The sequence below is a fragment of the Shinella curvata genome (assembly GCF_022899935.1).
In the GTDB taxonomy this organism is placed as follows: domain Bacteria; phylum Pseudomonadota; class Alphaproteobacteria; order Rhizobiales; family Rhizobiaceae; genus Shinella; species Shinella curvata.
Window position 1 is genome coordinate 411417 of record NZ_JALJCJ010000002.1, and the last position, 15927, is coordinate 427343.

At 64.2% G+C, this 15927-nt stretch carries 20 protein-coding genes; 10 read left to right on the forward strand and 10 right to left on the reverse strand.

The annotated features are described in order from the left end of the window. The first annotated feature begins 23 nt into the window (after window positions 1–23). Together MUU55_RS08025 and MUU55_RS08030 are read left to right on the forward strand one after the other, a co-directional pair. Complete coding sequence (locus MUU55_RS08025; protein WP_244760249.1) at window positions 24–572, forward strand: HdeD family acid-resistance protein; 549 nt, start codon at window positions 24–26, stop codon at window positions 570–572. 57 nt (window positions 573–629) lie between these two features. Next, complete coding sequence (locus tag MUU55_RS08030) at window positions 630–1796, forward strand: acetyl-CoA acetyltransferase (RefSeq protein WP_244760250.1); 1167 nt, start codon at window positions 630–632, stop codon at window positions 1794–1796. A gap of 12 nt (window positions 1797–1808) precedes the next feature. Here MUU55_RS08030 and MUU55_RS08035 read toward each other — a convergent pair whose 3' ends face one another. Next, window positions 1809–2087 carry a helix-turn-helix domain-containing protein gene (locus tag MUU55_RS08035; protein WP_244760251.1) on the reverse strand — a complete coding sequence of 93 codons (279 nt, stop codon included), beginning with the start codon at window positions 2085–2087 and terminating at the stop codon, window positions 1809–1811. Beyond that, window positions 2056–2328 carry a BrnT family toxin gene (locus MUU55_RS08040; protein ID WP_244760252.1) on the reverse strand — a complete coding sequence of 91 codons (273 nt, stop codon included), beginning with the start codon at window positions 2326–2328 and terminating at the stop codon, window positions 2056–2058. The genes MUU55_RS08035 and MUU55_RS08040 overlap by 32 nt, the downstream gene beginning before the upstream one ends. 83 nt (window positions 2329–2411) lie before the next feature. On the opposite strand from MUU55_RS08040, the gene crcB reads away from it, so the two are divergent. The 3 genes from crcB to MUU55_RS08055 all read left to right on the forward strand — a co-directional run bounded on the left by crcB (window position 2412) and on the right by MUU55_RS08055 (window position 5184). Further along, a complete protein-coding gene (gene crcB, locus MUU55_RS08045; protein WP_117368909.1) occupies window positions 2412–2801 on the forward strand; it encodes a fluoride efflux transporter CrcB in 390 nt (129 codons plus the stop codon). After that, window positions 2798–3235 carry an EamA family transporter gene (locus tag MUU55_RS08050; RefSeq protein ID WP_244760253.1) on the forward strand — a complete coding sequence of 146 codons (438 nt, stop codon included), beginning with the start codon at window positions 2798–2800 and terminating at the stop codon, window positions 3233–3235. The genes crcB and MUU55_RS08050 overlap by 4 nt, the downstream gene beginning before the upstream one ends. A gap of 122 nt (window positions 3236–3357) precedes the next feature. Further along, entirely contained in the window at window positions 3358–5184 is a 1827-nt protein-coding gene (locus MUU55_RS08055; RefSeq protein ID WP_244760254.1) for a GGDEF domain-containing protein, read from the forward strand. Between the two features lie 57 nt (window positions 5185–5241). Here MUU55_RS08055 and MUU55_RS08060 read toward each other — a convergent pair whose 3' ends face one another. Further along, window positions 5242–5499: a DUF1344 domain-containing protein gene (locus MUU55_RS08060; protein ID WP_244760255.1), complete on the reverse strand. Its 258-nt coding sequence runs from the start codon at window positions 5497–5499 to the stop codon at window positions 5242–5244. 321 nt (window positions 5500–5820) lie between these two features. Here MUU55_RS08060 and MUU55_RS08065 point away from each other — a divergent pair, with 321 nt between their 5' ends. After that, window positions 5821–6822: an NAD(P)H-quinone oxidoreductase gene (locus MUU55_RS08065; RefSeq protein WP_244760256.1), complete on the forward strand. Its 1002-nt coding sequence runs from the start codon at window positions 5821–5823 to the stop codon at window positions 6820–6822. Window positions 6823–6825: 3 nt separating this feature from the next. On the opposite strand, the gene MUU55_RS08070 is transcribed toward MUU55_RS08065, so the two are convergent. The 4 genes from MUU55_RS08070 to MUU55_RS08085 form a co-directional block, all read right to left on the reverse strand. Beyond that, window positions 6826–7800: a GGDEF domain-containing protein gene (locus MUU55_RS08070; RefSeq protein ID WP_244760257.1), complete on the reverse strand. Its 975-nt coding sequence runs from the start codon at window positions 7798–7800 to the stop codon at window positions 6826–6828. A gap of 112 nt (window positions 7801–7912) precedes the next feature. Continuing rightward, a complete protein-coding gene (locus MUU55_RS08075) occupies window positions 7913–9349 on the reverse strand; it encodes an MFS transporter (protein WP_244760258.1) in 1437 nt (478 codons plus the stop codon). A gap of 138 nt (window positions 9350–9487) precedes the next feature. After that, window positions 9488–9811 carry a hypothetical protein gene (locus MUU55_RS08080; protein ID WP_244760259.1) on the reverse strand — a complete coding sequence of 108 codons (324 nt, stop codon included), beginning with the start codon at window positions 9809–9811 and terminating at the stop codon, window positions 9488–9490. 125 nt (window positions 9812–9936) lie between these two features. Beyond that, window positions 9937–10395 carry a carboxymuconolactone decarboxylase family protein gene (locus MUU55_RS08085; protein ID WP_244760260.1) on the reverse strand — a complete coding sequence of 153 codons (459 nt, stop codon included), beginning with the start codon at window positions 10393–10395 and terminating at the stop codon, window positions 9937–9939. A gap of 107 nt (window positions 10396–10502) precedes the next feature. Here MUU55_RS08085 and MUU55_RS08090 point away from each other — a divergent pair, with 107 nt between their 5' ends. Continuing rightward, a complete protein-coding gene (locus tag MUU55_RS08090; RefSeq protein WP_244760261.1) occupies window positions 10503–11366 on the forward strand; it encodes a sigma-70 family RNA polymerase sigma factor in 864 nt (287 codons plus the stop codon). A 173-nt stretch (window positions 11367–11539) separates the two neighbouring features. On the opposite strand, the gene MUU55_RS08095 is transcribed toward MUU55_RS08090, so the two are convergent. After that, a complete protein-coding gene (locus MUU55_RS08095; protein ID WP_244760262.1) occupies window positions 11540–12277 on the reverse strand; it encodes a DUF3750 domain-containing protein in 738 nt (245 codons plus the stop codon). Window positions 12278–12360: 83 nt separating this feature from the next. Here MUU55_RS08095 and MUU55_RS08100 point away from each other — a divergent pair, with 83 nt between their 5' ends. Next, window positions 12361–13368 carry an asparaginase gene (locus MUU55_RS08100; RefSeq protein WP_244760263.1) on the forward strand — a complete coding sequence of 336 codons (1008 nt, stop codon included), beginning with the start codon at window positions 12361–12363 and terminating at the stop codon, window positions 13366–13368. Here the strand turns inward: MUU55_RS08100 and MUU55_RS08105 are convergent, their stop codons facing one another. Then, window positions 13369–14124, reverse strand: a complete 756-nt coding sequence (locus MUU55_RS08105; protein WP_244760264.1) for a DeoR/GlpR family DNA-binding transcription regulator — start codon at window positions 14122–14124, stop codon at window positions 13369–13371. A 97-nt stretch (window positions 14125–14221) separates the two neighbouring features. On the opposite strand from MUU55_RS08105, the gene MUU55_RS08110 reads away from it, so the two are divergent. Then, window positions 14222–14587 carry a DUF4406 domain-containing protein gene (locus MUU55_RS08110; protein WP_244760265.1) on the forward strand — a complete coding sequence of 122 codons (366 nt, stop codon included), beginning with the start codon at window positions 14222–14224 and terminating at the stop codon, window positions 14585–14587. 98 nt (window positions 14588–14685) lie between these two features. Then, a complete protein-coding gene (locus MUU55_RS08115; RefSeq protein WP_244760266.1) occupies window positions 14686–15087 on the forward strand; it encodes a VOC family protein in 402 nt (133 codons plus the stop codon). 51 nt (window positions 15088–15138) lie between these two features. On the opposite strand, the gene MUU55_RS08120 is transcribed toward MUU55_RS08115, so the two are convergent. Beyond that, the gene (locus tag MUU55_RS08120) at window positions 15139–15876 is read right to left on the reverse strand and encodes a DUF4198 domain-containing protein (protein ID WP_244760267.1); all 738 of its coding nucleotides are present in this window, start codon (window positions 15874–15876) and stop codon (window positions 15139–15141) included. Window positions 15877–15927 lie beyond the last annotated feature (51 nt).

Sequence of the window (15927 nt, forward strand, 5' to 3'; positions counted from 1 at the left end):
TCATTCAATTTTCGAGGTGCGTCATGGTTCTCTCTCCCGGAATGAACCCACTCTCCGACGTCCGTGCCAAATGGGGCTGGTTCGTCGCCCTCGGCGCCGTCCTACTCCTTTTCGGCGGCATCGCGGCAGCCAATCTCTTCATCGCGACGGTCGCCTCGGTCTATTATGTCGGCGTGCTGATGATCGTCGGCGGGGCAGTGCATCTCGCCCATGCCTTCCAGGTCAAGGCCTGGCGGGAGACGATCGCCTGGGCGCTGAGCGCGCTGCTCTATCTGGCGGCCGGCGTGCTCGCCTTCGTCAATCCGGTTCTGACCTCCGCCGTTCTGACCCTGCTGATGGCCGCGGCACTGCTCGTCGCCGGCATCTTCCGCATCTTTGCCGCGTGGCGCGTACGGCCGGACAAGGGCTGGGGCTGGCTGATGGCGGGCGGTATCGTGACCGTACTCGCCGGCCTCGTCTTCCTGCTTGGCTGGCCGGTCAACAGCCTGTGGCTGCTCGGCCTTTTCCTCGCCTTCGATCTTGCCATGCAGGGCTGGGCGCTCATTGGCTTCGGCCTCGCGCTGCGCAAATAGGCAGCGCCCTTTACCTCTCGCCGCCATCGGCCCATCATGTCGGCGGGAGGATTGTTCATGGACGTTTCGGTCATCGGCTGGGCGCATACGCGCTTTGGCAAGCTTGAAGGCGAGACGGTCGAGAGCCTGATCGTGACGGTCGCGCGCGAGGCGATCGCCCATGCGGGGCTGTCGGCCGGCGATATCGACGAGATCGTGCTCGGCCATTTCAACGCTGGTTTTTCACAGCAGGATTTTACTGCAAGCCTCGTCTTGCAGGCGGACAACGCGTTGCGCTTCAAGCCGGCGACGCGGGTGGAAAATGCCTGTGCCACGGGCTCGGCCGCCGTGCATCAGGGCATTCGTGCCATCCGCGCCGGTGCGGCCCGCCATGTGCTGGTCGTCGGCGTCGAGCAGATGGCGAAAACACCAGCCGCCGAGATCGGTGCGAACCTGCTCAAGGCCTCCTATCTGCCGGAAGACGGCGACACGCCGGCCGGTTTTGCCGGCGTTTTCGGCCGTATTGCGTCCGCCTATTTCCAGCGCCACGGCGACCAGTCCGATGCGCTGGCCGCCATCGCCGCCAAGAACCATAAAAACGGTGTCGCCAATCCCTATGCGCAGATGCAGAAGGATCTCGGTTTCGATTTCTGCCGCACCGAAAGCGAGAAGAACCCCTTCGTTGCCGGTCCGCTGAAGCGCACCGATTGCTCATTGGTCTCCGACGGAGCCGCCGCCCTCGTGCTGGCCTCTTCGGATGCCGCCGCCAGCGCGCCGCGAGCCATTGGTTTCCGCGCCGCTGCGCATGTGCAGGATTTCCTGCCGATGTCGAAGCGCGACATCCTGAAATTCGATGGCTGCGCGGAAGCCTGGCGGCAGGCGCTCGCGCAGGCCGGGGCCACGCTCGACGATCTCTCCTTCGTCGAAACGCATGACTGCTTCACCGTCGCCGAGCTGATCGAATACGAGGCGATGGGTCTTGCCAAGCGGGGCGAGGGCGGCCGTCTGGCCCTCTCGGGCGAAACGGCCAGGGATGGCCGCCTGCCCATAAACCCTTCCGGTGGCCTGAAATCCAAGGGGCACCCGATCGGCGCGACGGGTGTTTCCATGCATGTTCTGACAGCCATGCAGCTTGCCGGCGAGGCGGGTGGTATCCAGGTGCCCGGCGTCACGCTCGGCGGCCTGTTCAACATGGGCGGGGCGGCCGTCGCGAACTATGTCTCCATCCTCGAACGGAAGCATTGAGACGAGGGCGGCCTATGCGACCGCCTTTGCCACGAGGTCAGGATGCTGCCCGATCACCCGCACATAGGCGACGGCGAAATCCGGGGCGGTTGCGCGGGCCTGTTCCCAGTCGCGCAAGGTCCCGACCGGCACGCGGAAACGATCGGCGAATTCGGTCTGCGACAGGCCAAGTGCGGTTCTGGTCCTGCGGATCAGTCGGGCGCGCTGACCGCGGTCCATGGCCTCGGCCGTCACGTCAAAGTCCTCCGGATCGGCCGGATCAGAAGGAAGAATGATAGGCTCTTTCTTCACTCTTGTTGCTCCTTCTCACCGAAATGAAGCGGGGCAGATCGTCCCGCCAGACAAAAACACCGGTAAACAGTTTCTCTTCGACACAGCCGATCACCTTGAACCGTTCTTCGCCGTCTTGCGGACGAAGGGATGGAAGGATCAGGTGATTTTCGTCCTCGAAGAGGTCATCGCCAAAGCCAAGAGATAGCCCGTGCTTCTCCCGGTTGACGGCGTCCTTTGCGGGATCGAACCTGTTCGTCATAAGGAATCATACGGAAATTCCGTAGATACGGCAAGCGGAAGTGCGGGATTCCCGTAGCGTGGCGGAATATGAGGGCAATCGACATGACCTATCTGATCGTCTTTTTGGGCGCGGGCATCGGCGGGGCCGGCCGGCATGGGGTGAATGTGCTGGCGGCAAAGCTGTTCGGCACGCATTTTCCAGCCGGTACCCTGATCATCAATGTGCTCGGTTGCCTGCTGATGGGTCTGATTGCCGGCGTCTTCGCCTTCAAGGTCAGCCTGCCGCAGGAGGCGCGGCTGTTTTTGACCACCGGCATCCTCGGCGGCTTCACTACTTTCTCCGCCTTTTCGCTCGATGCAGCCCTGCTCTGGGAGCGCGGCGAGATGGGGCTGGCGGCGCTTTATGTTGGTGCGTCGGTTTTTGTTTCGCTGCTGGCGGTCGCCGCCGGACTTGCGCTGACGCGGGTCATGCTCGCAGGAGGTGCAGTGTGAAGACCTTTCTAACCTCCTGGCAGGTCTGGGCGCTCGGCTCGGCAGTCTTCGCCGCGCTGACGGCGATCTTCGCCAAGATCGGCATATCGGATGTCAATTCCGACTTCGCCACCTTGGTGCGCACCGTGGTCATCCTGCTGGCTATCGCCTTCATTCTGACGCTTGCCGGCAACTGGCAGGCGCCCGGCACGGTGCCGGCGAAGAGCTGGATCTTCCTCATTCTCTCGGGATTGGCGACCGGTGCCTCCTGGCTCTGCTATTTCCGCGCGCTGCAAATCGGCAAGGCCGCACAGGTCGCTCCGGTCGATAAACTTTCCGTCGTGCTTGTCGCCGTCTTCGCCGTGCTCTTCCTCGGCGAGCAGCTTTCCACGACGCACTGGATCGCGGTTGCGATGATCGGCGGCGGCGCGTTGCTGCTTGCCTTGCCCATATGAGGGATTTCTTTTTCAACCCTTTGTAGTCGTTGTAGTTTCATCGAATTGTCACACTACGGAAACGGATTTTTTAGGGATCGCAAGAGAGACTTCGCGGCATTGTAGAAGCCTCGGAGCGCCCCATGTCCGCCGCCGAACTGCTCGCCCTTCGTCGCTTCGGCGATGGTGAGATCGTCACGCTCGCCAAGCTGGTCATCGAAACGGCGTTCCAGCCGATTGTCGAGGCCGCCACCGGTGCCGTCTTCGGCTACGAGTCGCTGATGCGTGGCTTCGACCGGCTGGGCTTCCGCTCGCCGCTTGATCTCCTCGACCGGGCGCATGAGGCCGGCCAGCTTCTTGCACTCGAGCACATGGTCAATAGCCGGGCGATCGCGGCCTTTGCGGCATTGCCTGATTTCCGCTCGCGCACGCTTTTCATCAATCTCGATTCCCGGCTGGTGGCCGAGGGTTCCGATCTCGTCGAGCGCCTGGCCGGCCATTTGTCTCGCGCCGGCATTCCGGCATCGTCGATCTGCTTCGAGATTTCCGAGCGCTTCAACAACGATCAGCTGCCGGATTTCGCATTGCTGGTGCGCAAGCTGCGGCTCGCTGGCTTCAAGCTCGCCATCGACGATTTCGGCGTCGGGCACAACGGCCTGAAGCTGCTCTGCGATCACCCGGTCGATTATCTCAAGATCGACCGCCACTTCATCTCCGGCATGGAGAGCGATGCGCGAAAGCGCCATCTGGTGCGCAACACCGTCAACGCCGCGCATGTGCTCGGCATCCGCGTCATAGCGGAAGGCGTGGAGAGCGAGGCCGAGTTCATCGCCTGCCGCGAAGCGGGCTGCGATCTCGTGCAGGGCTGGTTCGTCTCGCGCCCCGTCACGGATTTTTCGGCGCTGAGCCCCGTTTACGCGCAGGTGGCGCGGGCCGGCGGCACGCGCCGCTCCTCAAGCACGCTGGACAGCATTCTCATCCGCCGCGAAATCGAGCAGGTTGCGGTGCTCCGGGAAAACGAGAGCCTGGAGTCGGTCTTCGAATTCTTCCGGCGCGATCCCAAGCGCACCTTCTTCCCGGTGCTGAATGCCAATGACGAGCCGCGCGGCATCCTGCACGAATATCACGTGAAGGAGCTGAGCTATCATCCGTTCGGCCGCGACCTGCTGAAGAACAAGCTCTACCAGAAGAGCCTGTCGCATTTCGTCACCATGGCGCCCATCGCCGATCTCGATACGCCGGCCGAACAGCTGCTGGATGTCTTCACCGGCATGGGCGGCAATGAATGTGTGATCCTGACGGAGAACCTGCGTTATGCCGGCATCCTCTCGGCCTCGTCGCTGCTCAAGATCATCAACGAGAAGCGGCTGAAGACGGCAGAGGACCAGAACCCGCTGACCGGGCTGCCGGGCAACCGCTCGATCCGCGATTACCTGCAGGACAAGGCGCTCGACGGCGACCAGCTACGCTGCCTGTGCTACTTCGATTTCGACAATTTCAAACCGTTCAACGATCACTACGGCTTCCACAAGGGCGACCTCGCGCTGTCGCTCTTCGCCTCGCTGCTGCGCCGCGAATTCGTCGGCGAGGATGTCTTTGTCGGCCATGTCGGCGGGGACGATTTCTTCGCCGGTGTTTCCGGCCGGTCGGTGGAGGCGGTGCAGGATATCCTGGAACGGCTGCTTTCTGATTTCGCCCGCGAGGTGCGTTCGTTCTATTCGCCGGAGGATCAGCTGGCGGGCGAAATCCGCGGCCGTGACCGGGCGGGCCATCAGACAAAATTCCCGCTGATGCGCTGTTCGGCCGTCGTGCTGGTGGTGCCGGAAGGCGAGGTGATCGGCGAGGCGGGGCAGATCAGCAGCCGCATCGCCGCCCTGAAGGCGGATGCCAAGGAGAGCGACGGGGGGCTCGTGCTCTCCTCGGTTTCGGGCGAAATGCAGCCTGCGGCGGCTACACGTCGTCATTCCTAGAGCTTCCGGGCACCGGAAGCTCAGGGGCGGGCCCTTGCGGACCCGCCCCGTGCCACGTCAGCGAAGAATCTTCACCGTCTTCGCTTCGTGGTTCTTGCCGGACATGCCGAAGGAAATGGCCACCTTCTCGCCAGCCTTCAGTCCGGGATCGTGAAACCCCTTGGGCAGTTGGTAGACCGTGCCATCGGCAAGCGTCAGAGACATCGACGCCTTGTTGTATTCCTTGACCGTACCGGTCGCCGACTGGGCGGCGAGGGCAAGGCCCGGGGTGGCAAGAAGGGAAACGATGGCGAGATTGGAAAGAAGAACACGCATCTGTGTGATCCTGAAAAGCCCCTGATGGGGCTGCGAAGCCGTCCGGGAGACGTCGCGTCGCAGCTCGTCAAGCGACGGGCTGCCGGCGCTCCCCGGCTTCGGAAGAAAAGCTAGGCCCGGAAAAATCCGTTTTCAAATTAACAAGATTTAATTTTCGACGTCGTGAAACAGCCGGAATTTCAGGGCTTTGGGGCGGAAACTTGGCGATGTTCAAGCGCCACGTGATGTCGCAGCAAAGGCGCCCAAGCGATTCAAAAGATTCGGACTTTGGGTTAGAATCACCAGGACGATGCGGTCACAACATGCGGGGAGGCTCAATCCATGCCGGTTCCATCATCCATGTCCTATATCGGGCTCAGCGAACATGGCGGCCCTGATGTGCTGGTGCCGATGGAGGGGCGCACGCCGCAGCCGCGTAGCGGCGAGATTCTCGTGCGGGTCGAGGCGGCCGGCATCAACCGGCCCGACGTGCTCCAGCGCAAGGGCGACTATCCGCCGCCGCCGGATGCGAGCCCTATCCTCGGCCTGGAGATCGCGGGCGTGGTGGTGGCGATCGGCGAGGACGTCACCGGCTACCATCTCGGCGACAAGGTCTGCGCACTGGCCAATGGCGGCGGCTATGCGCAATATTGCGCGGTGCCGGCCACCCAGGCGCTGCCCTTCCCGAAAGACTATGATGCGGTGAAGGCGGCGGCGTTGCCGGAAACCTTCTTCACCGTCTGGGCGAACCTCTTCATGATGGCAGAGTTGAAGCCCGGTGAGAGCGTGCTCATCCATGGCGGATCGAGCGGCATCGGCACGACGGCGATCCAGCTTGCCGCAGCGCTGGGCTCGCGTGTCTTCACGACGGCCGGCACGGCGGACAAATGCGAGGCCTGCCTTAATCTCGGCGCCAGCCGCGCGATCAACTACCGCAACGAGGACTTTTGCACCGTCATCGCCGAAGAGACGGGCAAGGCCGGCGTCGATGTCATCCTCGACATGATAGGGGCCGCCTATTTCGAGCGGAACCTGAAGTCGCTCGCCCGTGACGGACGCCTGTCGATCATCGCCTTCCTAGGCGGCACCTTCGCAGAAAAGGTCAGCCTCGCGCCCATCCTGCAAAAACGCCTGCGCCTGATGGGCTCGGCCATGCGGCCGCGCACCGCGGCGGAAAAACAGGAGATCCGCGATGCCCTGCTGGAAAGGGTATGGCCACTGCTGGAGGAGGGGCGCATCGCCCCCGTCATCCACGCCGTCATGCCTTACACGGAGGCTGCGGCCGGCCATCGCATGATGGAGCATGGTGATCACATCGGAAAGATCGTGCTGACTTTCGACTAAGATCTATTCGGCACAGGTAATGCGGTCGCGGCCGAGATGTTTGGCCCGGTAGAGCGCCCGGTCGGCGCGTTCGAAGAGGTCTTCCGCCACCGTGCCGCAGAATTCGGCGATGCCGGCCGACATGGTGTAGCTGCAACACAGATCGGCCCGGTTCTCCGCCCGTGCCATGTGGCTGCGCAGCCGCTCGATCGCGTCGGTCGCCTGGCGCAGGCCGGTGCCCGGCATCAGCACCAGAAATTCCTCCCCGCCGATACGCGCGAAAAAATCGCCGCCGCGCAATTCCTGCCGGCCGGCGGCGGCGAAATGTTTCAGCACGCGGTCGCCATTGGCATGGCCGTAGCGGTCGTTGATGCTCTTGAAATTGTCGAGGTCGATCAGAACCAGCGAGAGCGGCGTGCCGTCGCGCAACGCCGCCTGCATGTCCGTCTCCAGCCGTTCCATGGCCGCACGGCGGTTGAACAGGCCGGTCAGCGGATCCGTGTCGGCGGCGAGCTGTGCGGCGTCGCGGGCAAGCTGCAGCACGCGCTCGTTGGATTTGAGCATGGTGATGTCGGTGAAGACATGCCACAGCCAGCCGCCCGGCAGCAGTGTCTCGTTGACCAGGAACCAGCGGCCGTCATTGATGTCGATCTCGAAGGTGCGCTGTGGGCTGCTGCGCCGCTTCCTGCACGCCATGTCGAGAAACGCCTCGACCGGCGTGCCGATCTTGGGGCCGACACGCTTGTCATGGCAGTTGCGCATGATGTCGGTGAATGTCGACGCGTTGGGCTGTACGTCGAAAAGCAGGCGGAACGCGCAGGAGCCGTAGGCGAGCTCGTCTTCCGGCGAAAACAGCGCGAAGGCGACGCCGGACGCATCGAGGCCGGACAGGATAAGGTCGGTCGTGGCGCGGTCGCGGAGAAGGGCGAGTGGCAGGATCGTATCGATCCTCGCCATGCCGCTTTCCTCCAGCCAGCCATGCCCTTCGCTCAACCGCACACGTTCTTCCTTTCCGGGACAGAATCATCGGGCGTCGCCCCGAGACAGGTGCCCTTTGTGGCAGAAGGCGGCGGTGTCGCAATCGCGACCGCCTGACGGCGTTAACAAATCCTCAATCGGCCCCGCCGGAGCGCGCGTGCGGAAGGCCAATGGCAAGAAGGATCGCGAATGCTGCCGGAAGCGCCAGCAGCGCATAGAGCCAGCGCGCAGCCGTCACCGCCCCATCGATGCCGCCCGGCTGCAACAGGCCGGTCGAATTGACGATGATGCCGGCGAGCGCCGCGCCGAAGGCGGCACCGAGCGCCTGCATGGTGGTGATCGCCGCCGAGGCCTTGTCCGTCTCGCCCGCCGGCGCAAGACGCATGACATGGGTCACGAGATGCGCCCAGCCCATGCCGATGCCGAAGCCCATGAGGAAGGTGAAGACCGTCGATAGCGCCAGAAAAAGCAGGTCGCTCCCGGGATTGTGCCGGGCGAGCGTGAAGACAAGCGCCGCAGTCGCCAGCGTTTCCAGCACCGCACCGATGAGGATGACCCGGTTGGCGCGCCGGCCGCTAAGGCTTGCGGTGAGGAAGGCTGCGGCCGTCCAGCCAAGCGCCAGAAGCGCCACGAGATAACCGGACACGAGCGGTGTCACACCGTGCAGCACCTGCAGGAAATAGGGAATGTAGACATCCGAGCATATCGTCACCAGCAGCATCAGCATGATGAGATAGACGCGGGCAAGGGGCGAGCCGACGCTGATCGTGCCGACCGGCAGGAGTCGGGCCTGTGCATGGCGCTCGATGGTGATGGCGGCGATGACGCCGAGCACTGCCGCGCCGGCAAGAACGCCCCGCAGCGCCGGCGCGGCCACCGAGCTTGCGAAGGACAAGAGCAGCACGGCCGTCACCAGAAGCACGATCTGCACGAAGGGCGTCTTCGTGGTCACGCGTTCGCCGTCGCCCGAGGGCAAGAGACGGGGCGCGACGAAGGCCATGATGACGGAGAGCGGCACAAGCAGCGCGAAGGCCTCGCGCCAGGCGCTCCCGGCGGCGAAGATGCCGCCGATGGTCGGCCCGAGGAAGGTCGCGATGCCCCAGACGGCGGCGTAGAGCGTGGACGCCGTGCTCCACAGTGGTTCGGGATAGACATAGCGGATGAAGGCATAGCCGAGCGCGACGAGGAAACCGGCGCCGAGTCCCTGGATCGCACGCCCCGCCAACACGATCTCCATGGTCGGCGCGATGGTGCAAACGAGGCTGCCGATGCCGAACAGCACCGCGCCGAAGACATAGCAGCGGTTGAGCGTGACGCTTTCAGGCCGGACGGCGACGAAGGTCGAGCCCAGCACGGAGGCCGCGACATAGATCGTCGTCGCCCAGGCGAAGAGTTCCAGTCCGCCGATATCGCGCACGATCGAGGGCATCAGCGTCGCGGTGATATAGGTCTCCACCGCATGCAGCATGATGCCGCCGCCGAGCATCAGCGTCCCGAAAAGATAGTCGCGGTGAAACAGGCTGGACAGCCGCGGCGCGGCCTCCTGGGAGGGGATGACACTTTCGGACATGACGGCGCCTTGCGAATTGGAGGTCGAAGACCTCGCACGGGGCACACGGCAGTTCAAGCCGTGACTTTTGAGTGTGAAGAGGAATGTCGTGTAAGGGCAGGTTGCTGCGCCATGAGGGCGGAAGCAGGCCCTGTGTCTCTACAGATGCCCGGTCCACCAGCCACGATCGCTGGAGACCCGGATCAGCACCATGATGACGGTCGCAACGATCCCGCCGATGAACAGCTTCGTGGCATGTCGGACGAGAGCCGGAGAGTCCGGGCCGGCCGCCGGCACCATCGGCTTGATGATGAAAAGCGAGATCATCACGAGGATGTCGAAGATAAGATAGACGAGGGGCCACGGCGGCAGGGCATACTCCGTGCCCGGGGTGAACACACGCCACAGGCAACGGACGATCACGAAGCCGGAGACAACCGCAAGGGTGATCGCTGCTCTGGATTGAGAACCCTGTTCGGCCATGGCTTCTGCCTTTGAAAGAGATGCCGGTATGAAAGCACGGCGCTGATGAAACGGCAATCATGGCCGTGGTGCAGGCCGGCCCCATTTCCCATGAAAGACGGGGCCGGCCTGCGGGCAGGCAGGGCTTACGGATTCCATTCGCCGGCAACCTGCCGGGTCGCCACGTTGAAGCGGTTCCACACATTGATCGCTGCGATCTCTACGACGAGGGCGGCCAACGTCTTCTCGTCATAGTGGCGGGCGGCCTCGTTCCAGACCGTGTCCGGAACCGGCTCCTCGCGGTCGGCGATGCGGGTCAGCGCCTCGGTCAGGGCCAGCGCCGCGCGCTCGGCGTCGGTATAGAACGGCGCCTCGCGCCAGGCGGCGACGGAGAGGATGCGGCGGTCGCTCTCGCCGGCCTTCTTCATCATGCGCGGATGCAGATCGACGCAGAAGCCGCAGCCATTGATCTGGCTGGCGCGCAGGTGCACGAGATGGGCGGTCTTTTCCGGCAGCTCTGTCTTCTGGGCCGCACCCTGCAACGCCTGCATGGCCTTCATGACTTCGGGGAGGACGGTAACGATATTGGTCATACGGGATTGCATTTTGGTGCTCCTTGCACTGTTTTCGCTTCGACGGTTGCGAGCCCTGTCACACCGGTGCGGCTTCGTTCGTCATGGCCATGACGCCACGAACCGAGGGAGTGTGACCGATGAGCGAAAAAAAATTTTGGACTGAGCGTTTCGAGGCCGAGCGCGGCCGTTTGCGCACCGTCGCCTTCCGCATGCTGGGCTCGCATGCGGAGGCGGAAGACGCCGTGCAGGAGGCATGGCTCCGGCTGGAGCGGGCCGGCGACGGCATCGAAAATCCGGCGGGCTGGCTGACGACCGTCGTCGGCCGCATCTGCCTCGACATGCTGCGCGCCCGCACGAAGCGCCGCGAAGACCCGATCGACGGCGACGAGGGGGAAGTTCAGCACGCCGACCCTGCGGCCGGTGCGGATGAACAGGCGGCACTCGCCGACTCGGTTGGCCTCGCGCTGCTCGTCGTGCTGGAGCGGCTCGCGCCCGTCGAGCGCCTCGCATTCGTGCTGCACGACATGTTTGACGTACCCTTCGAGGAGATCGGCCGCATCGTCGATCGCTCGCCGGTTGCCGCCCGCCAGCTGGCGAGCCGCGCCCGCCGCCGCGTGCAGGGCCTGCCGGAAACGCCGTCCGCCGATTACGACCGCCGCAAGAATGTCGTCGCCGCCTTCCTCGCCGCCTCGCGCGACGGCGATTTCTCCGGCCTGCTCGCGGTGCTCGATCCCGAGGTCGTCTTCCACGCAGATGCGGATGCGGTCCGGCTCGGTTCGCTTGCGGAGATGCATGGCGCCCAGGCCGTGGCGACCAATTTCAAGGGCAAGGCGACGGCGGCCAAGCTCGCCCTCATCGACGGCCAGCTCGGCCTCGCCGTCATTCTCGGCGGCCAGCTCAAGGTGGTCGTGCTCATGGAGGTCGAGGGCGATCAGATCATCGCGATCGACTCCATCGCCGACCCCGCGCGCATCGCGGCCTGCGAGGTGGAGTATCTGTAGGAGGCGGTCACGAGGAGATAGCCGAAGCCTCGACAACCCCCCACCCACCGACGTCATCCTCGGGCTTGACCCGAGGATCCACGCCACAAGCGAGGCGGTGCGGATGTATGGATCCTCGGGTCAAGCCCGAGGATGACGGAGAGGGACGAGAGCAGCCGGCGCGCGGCTGCGCGCTAAATCCCGATCCGTCCGATCGCCGGGATCTTGATCGCCGGCCGCATCACGTCGATGCCGGCGACGAGGCCCATGATGTGCAGCTCCAGCCCGCTGCGCATGCCGGCGGAGACCCCGAGCAGGCCGTAGAGCGTGGCATGCACATCCCTGCCATCGGCATCCACGGCAAACAGCTTTCCTTCCGGCAGGTAGTCGCGCCCCACGGCATCCGGCGGCAGCACGACGCCGAGCTCCGGCACGCTGCGCAGCACATGGGCGACGAAGGTGTTGGAGTTCGGCCCCGGCCAGATGCGGTAGGCGCCGGGCGTCGAATAGGGATAGGCGGCAATCGCCTTCTCGATCTTCGGGATCAGCCGTGCCGCCTCTTCGCCGCTCACGGAGGCGACGGTGCGCGGCGTGTTGGAATACCAGAAGGCATCGGGTGCATAGGCGTTCTTGCGCACCGGCGTGCCCCAGCCGACCTTGTCATAACGGTTGTAGCCTGCGGCATTCGCCTCCTTGGTGACGATCCAGGCGTGGCTTGCCACCGCGCCCTTCATGCCGCCTGTCGCGGCGGAGAAGATGTGGATCGTCGCCTGCGGCGTCGTCTTCGCCGCCGGCAGGATGCCGGCGGAGGTCCAGTTCGCTTCGCGCCAATTGGCCGGACGGTCCTTGATATACCAGTAGCCGGCGGCGCCCAATGCGGGCATCAGATAGATCACGAGAAAGAGGACAAGGACGTTCCTCAGCAATTTCATGCGGGGCGCTCCGAAACCGAGTGGGCAGTTCGATCGATTTCGGATAATACCGCAGCGGAAATCGGAAATTTGAGGGCACGATCATGGCAAATCCGGTACTTGTCGAAGTCACACGCGGCAATCTCGTCGAAAGCCGCCATCGCGGCATGGTCGTGGTGGTCGATGGCGATGGATCGGTGGTGTTTTCGCAGGGCGATATCGATGGCGGCGTTTTCCCGCGCTCGGCCTGCAAGGCCATGCAGGCATTGCCGCTGATCGAAAGCGGTGCCGCCGATGCGCACGCCTTCGGCAACCAGGAACTGGCGCTCGCCTGCTCCTCGCATAGTGGTGAAGCGGCCCATGCCCGGCTAGCCGGCTCGATGCTCGCCGCCGCCGGCGTCGATGAGAGCGTGCTGGAATGCGGCGCCCACTGGTCCTTCGAGCAGCCCGTGCTGATCGGCCAGGCCCGTCTGCTCGATCGCCCGACGGCCCTGCACAACAATTGCTCCGGCAAACATGCCGGCTTCGTCTGCGCCGCCTGCCACACCGGCAAGGACCTGAAAGGCTATGTGCGCTACGAGCATCCCGTGCAGGCCGAAATCCGCGGCATCATGGAAAGCCTGACGGGCGCGGCGCTTGCCGTCGACAATTGCGGCGTCGATGGTTGCTCGATCCCGACCTATGCCGTGCCGATGAAGGGCCTCGCCCACGGTTTTGCAAAAATGGCGACCGGCGTCGGCCTTGGCCCCGAGCGCGCAAAAGCCTCGCGCCGCCTGATGGAGGCCTGCATGGCCGAACCCTTCTTCGTTGCCGGCACGGGCCGCGCCTGCACGCGCCTGATGGAAACCGCCCCCGGTCGCATCTTTGCGAAGACCGGCGCCGAAGGCGTCTTCTGCGCCGCCATCCCGGAAAAGGGCCTCGCCATCGCGCTGAAATGCGAGGACGGCACGACCCGCGCCGCCGAAAGCATGGTCGCCGCCACGCTTGCCCGTTTCTTCACGGAAGAGCCCGACATCCACGCCGCCCTGATGGCCCAGGCCAACCGCTCCATGAAGAACTGGAACGGCATCCATGTCGGCGATATCAGGGTGACCGAGGCGTTTGCCGCCTGATCAGGCTTCCAGTATCTCCGCATCCAGCTCCCGATAGGGCGCCAGGACCTCCGGCGCCAGTCCGCTCGGCACGATAAGGCCGGTGGCGGAGCCAGTCGGCATGATTTTCCAGGGGGAGGCGCGGCCGAGTTTTTCGGCTGTGAGCAGGACCCAGGTGGCGGCGGCGTTTTCGGCGATGAGGCGCTTTGTGGCGGCTTCCTCCATATCGCCGGTCGTCAGGCCATGTGTCGGATGGGCGGCCGTCACGCCCATGAAATAGAGGTCGGCCTTCAGGCCGCGGATCGCCTCCAGCGCGAGTGCCCCCGTTGTCACCATCGAATGTTTGTAGAGCCGGCCGCCGATCAGCACGACCTCGGCCGTGGGGTGGCGTTCGAGTTCGCAGGCGATCGTCGGACTGTGCGTGACGACCGTGAAGGCGAAGCTGCGCGGCAGCGCGCGGGCAAGCGCCGCCGTCGTCGTGCCGCCATCGAGAAAGATCACCTGTCCCGGTTCGACCATCGCCGCCGCACGGGCGCCGAGTGCCGCCTTCTCATCGGTCGCCAGCGTCTGGCGTTCGGCAAGATCCGGCAGGGCGGGCGCAAGCGGCAGCGCCCCGCCATGCACGCGCTTCAACAGCCCCTCGGCCGCCATTTCCCGCAGATCCCGGCGGATCGTGTCCTCGGACAGATCCAGTTCTGCCGCGAGCGTCTTGGCGACGATTTCCCCGTCGCGGCTCAGGCGTTGGGCGATGAGCGCCTTTCTTTGGCTGGTCAGCATATCCGAACTCCGTCTTGATTATGCACGAAATTACACGAATAATCGTAAAATATCCAGAATAATCCGGATATTTCGTGCAAAATGTAAGGAGTAAGACATGTTGATCCTGATTGCCGGCCCCTATCGTTCGGGCACCGGGGATGACCCGCAGAAGATGGCGGAGAATTTGAAGCGGCTGGAGGCGCCGTCCTATGCGCTGTTCAAGGCCGGCCATGTGCCCATGATCGGCGAATGGGTGGCGCTGCCGGTCTGGCACGCGGCCGGTGGCCGGGAGATCGGTGACGCCCTGCACGAAGAAATCTTTTACCCGACGGCGCATCGCCTGCTCGAACTCTGCGAGGGCGTGCTGCGCCTGCCCGGCGACAGCAAGGGTGCCGACAATGATGTGCGCATCGCCCGCGAGCGCGGCATTCCGGTCTGGCATCGGCTGGAGGATGTGCCGGGCTGCGCGGCGGCGGCGTAATTTTTTCGAAAGCCTTGTCGGGAAGGGGCGGCGTGTTACGTCCTTGTGGCATGACGGGGTGAAAACGCCCCGCATCGCCAAAACCAAGGAGGACTTCCATGCGCATGATCTTCGTCAACCTGCCCGTCAAGGACCTGCCGGCGACCCGCCGCTTCTTCGGTGCCCTGGGCTTTACCTTCAACGAGCAGTTCTCCGACGACACCGCCGCCTGCATGGTGGTGGACGAAAACATCTTCGTCATGCACCTGACCGAGGAGAAATTCGCCCAGTTCATCAACGGCAAGGTCGGCGATCCCGAGCAGCAGACGCAGGCGCTCACCTGCTTCTCCGCCACGAGCCGCCAGGAGGTCGACGACTTCAAGGCCAAGGCGCTGGCCGCCGGTGGCCGCGAATGGAAGCCGAACATCGAATTCGGCCCGATGTACGGCTGCTCCTTCCAGGACATCAACGGCAATGTCTGGGAATTCATGCATATGGATCAGTCGGGCGGCCAGGGCTGACCAATCCCGTCTTAAAGTGAGGCCTACGCCTGATGGCGCAGGCCTTTTTGTTTAGTCGTCGTGGCTATGCGCCTCCGCGACGAAGCTGAGCGTCGCTGTGTAGCCTATCTGGTCCGCTTTCTGGTCGTTTTCCAGCGGCACGCTGTGATCGACGGCCAGCACGTTCAGTCCGTCATTGCGGATCGCCACCACGACCTCGCCGTCGGCATCGGTCGGTTCGCTCTTGAGGGAAGCCTGGTTGACGTAATCGAGCGTCACCACCGCGCCGGCAAGCGGTTTGCCGTCGTGCAGCACGCGCAAGCGGATCGGATCACCGGCCTTGCGGCCGATCGGGTTGTCGAGCGGTACGATCTGCAGATCCTGCTTCGGGAAGGCGGGCAGGGCGCCGTGGGCGTGGAGGAGCGACAGGCTGTTCTTGATGTAGTGGCCGGCGGCCTTGGCGTCCGCCACCTTGTCCTTCGCCTCGTTCACCCATTTGCCATCCGTCTTCTCCGTCCAGTAACCGTTGTCGAAGGTGAGAAGGATCGCGGCGGGTTCGCCCTCGGGCTTCAGGATCGCGTGTTTCTCGCGTTTGTCGATCTCCACCGGCGTTGCCGCGCCCTCCTCGGAGATCGCCAGCGCCTGCGTGATGCGCGCGGGATCATAGGGATCGTCACCCGCGCCATGGCCATAGACGACGCCGAGATTGCCCCAGCGCTCCGCCACCCAGGCGCCATGCGCCCCGGCGGTGAGGGGCAGCGAGAGGACGAGCGCGAGCGCGCCCGAAACAGCGAGAATCTGCTTCAGCATTCTGGTCTCCAAGTTAGTAATGTTATTACGTTACTGAAGCGGTGTAGCGTT

Bases quoted from the DNA above. Each gene is read 5' to 3' on its own strand.
- MUU55_RS08025 (WP_244760249.1), top strand. From the start codon at position 24: ATGGTTCTCTCTCCCGGAATGAACCCACTCTCCGACGTCCGTGCCAAA.
- MUU55_RS08030 (WP_244760250.1), top strand. From the start codon at position 630: ATGGACGTTTCGGTCATCGGCTGGGCGCATACGCGCTTTGGCAAGCTT.
- MUU55_RS08040 (WP_244760252.1), bottom strand. From the start codon at position 2,328: ATGACGAACAGGTTCGATCCCGCAAAGGACGCCGTCAACCGGGAGAAG.
- crcB (WP_117368909.1), top strand. From the start codon at position 2,412: ATGACCTATCTGATCGTCTTTTTGGGCGCGGGCATCGGCGGGGCCGGC.
- MUU55_RS08055 (WP_244760254.1), top strand. From the start codon at position 3,358: ATGTCCGCCGCCGAACTGCTCGCCCTTCGTCGCTTCGGCGATGGTGAG.
- MUU55_RS08060 (WP_244760255.1), bottom strand. From the start codon at position 5,499: ATGCGTGTTCTTCTTTCCAATCTCGCCATCGTTTCCCTTCTTGCCACC.
- MUU55_RS08065 (WP_244760256.1), top strand. From the start codon at position 5,821: ATGCCGGTTCCATCATCCATGTCCTATATCGGGCTCAGCGAACATGGC.
- MUU55_RS08075 (WP_244760258.1), bottom strand. From the start codon at position 9,349: ATGTCCGAAAGTGTCATCCCCTCCCAGGAGGCCGCGCCGCGGCTGTCC.
- MUU55_RS08080 (WP_244760259.1), bottom strand. From the start codon at position 9,811: ATGGCCGAACAGGGTTCTCAATCCAGAGCAGCGATCACCCTTGCGGTT.
- MUU55_RS08085 (WP_244760260.1), bottom strand. From the start codon at position 10,395: ATGCAATCCCGTATGACCAATATCGTTACCGTCCTCCCCGAAGTCATG.
- MUU55_RS08090 (WP_244760261.1), top strand. From the start codon at position 10,503: ATGAGCGAAAAAAAATTTTGGACTGAGCGTTTCGAGGCCGAGCGCGGC.
- MUU55_RS08095 (WP_244760262.1), bottom strand. From the start codon at position 12,277: ATGAAATTGCTGAGGAACGTCCTTGTCCTCTTTCTCGTGATCTATCTG.
- MUU55_RS08100 (WP_244760263.1), top strand. From the start codon at position 12,361: ATGGCAAATCCGGTACTTGTCGAAGTCACACGCGGCAATCTCGTCGAA.
- MUU55_RS08105 (WP_244760264.1), bottom strand. From the start codon at position 14,124: ATGCTGACCAGCCAAAGAAAGGCGCTCATCGCCCAACGCCTGAGCCGC.
- MUU55_RS08110 (WP_244760265.1), top strand. From the start codon at position 14,222: ATGTTGATCCTGATTGCCGGCCCCTATCGTTCGGGCACCGGGGATGAC.
- MUU55_RS08115 (WP_244760266.1), top strand. From the start codon at position 14,686: ATGCGCATGATCTTCGTCAACCTGCCCGTCAAGGACCTGCCGGCGACC.
- MUU55_RS08120 (WP_244760267.1), bottom strand. From the start codon at position 15,876: ATGCTGAAGCAGATTCTCGCTGTTTCGGGCGCGCTCGCGCTCGTCCTC.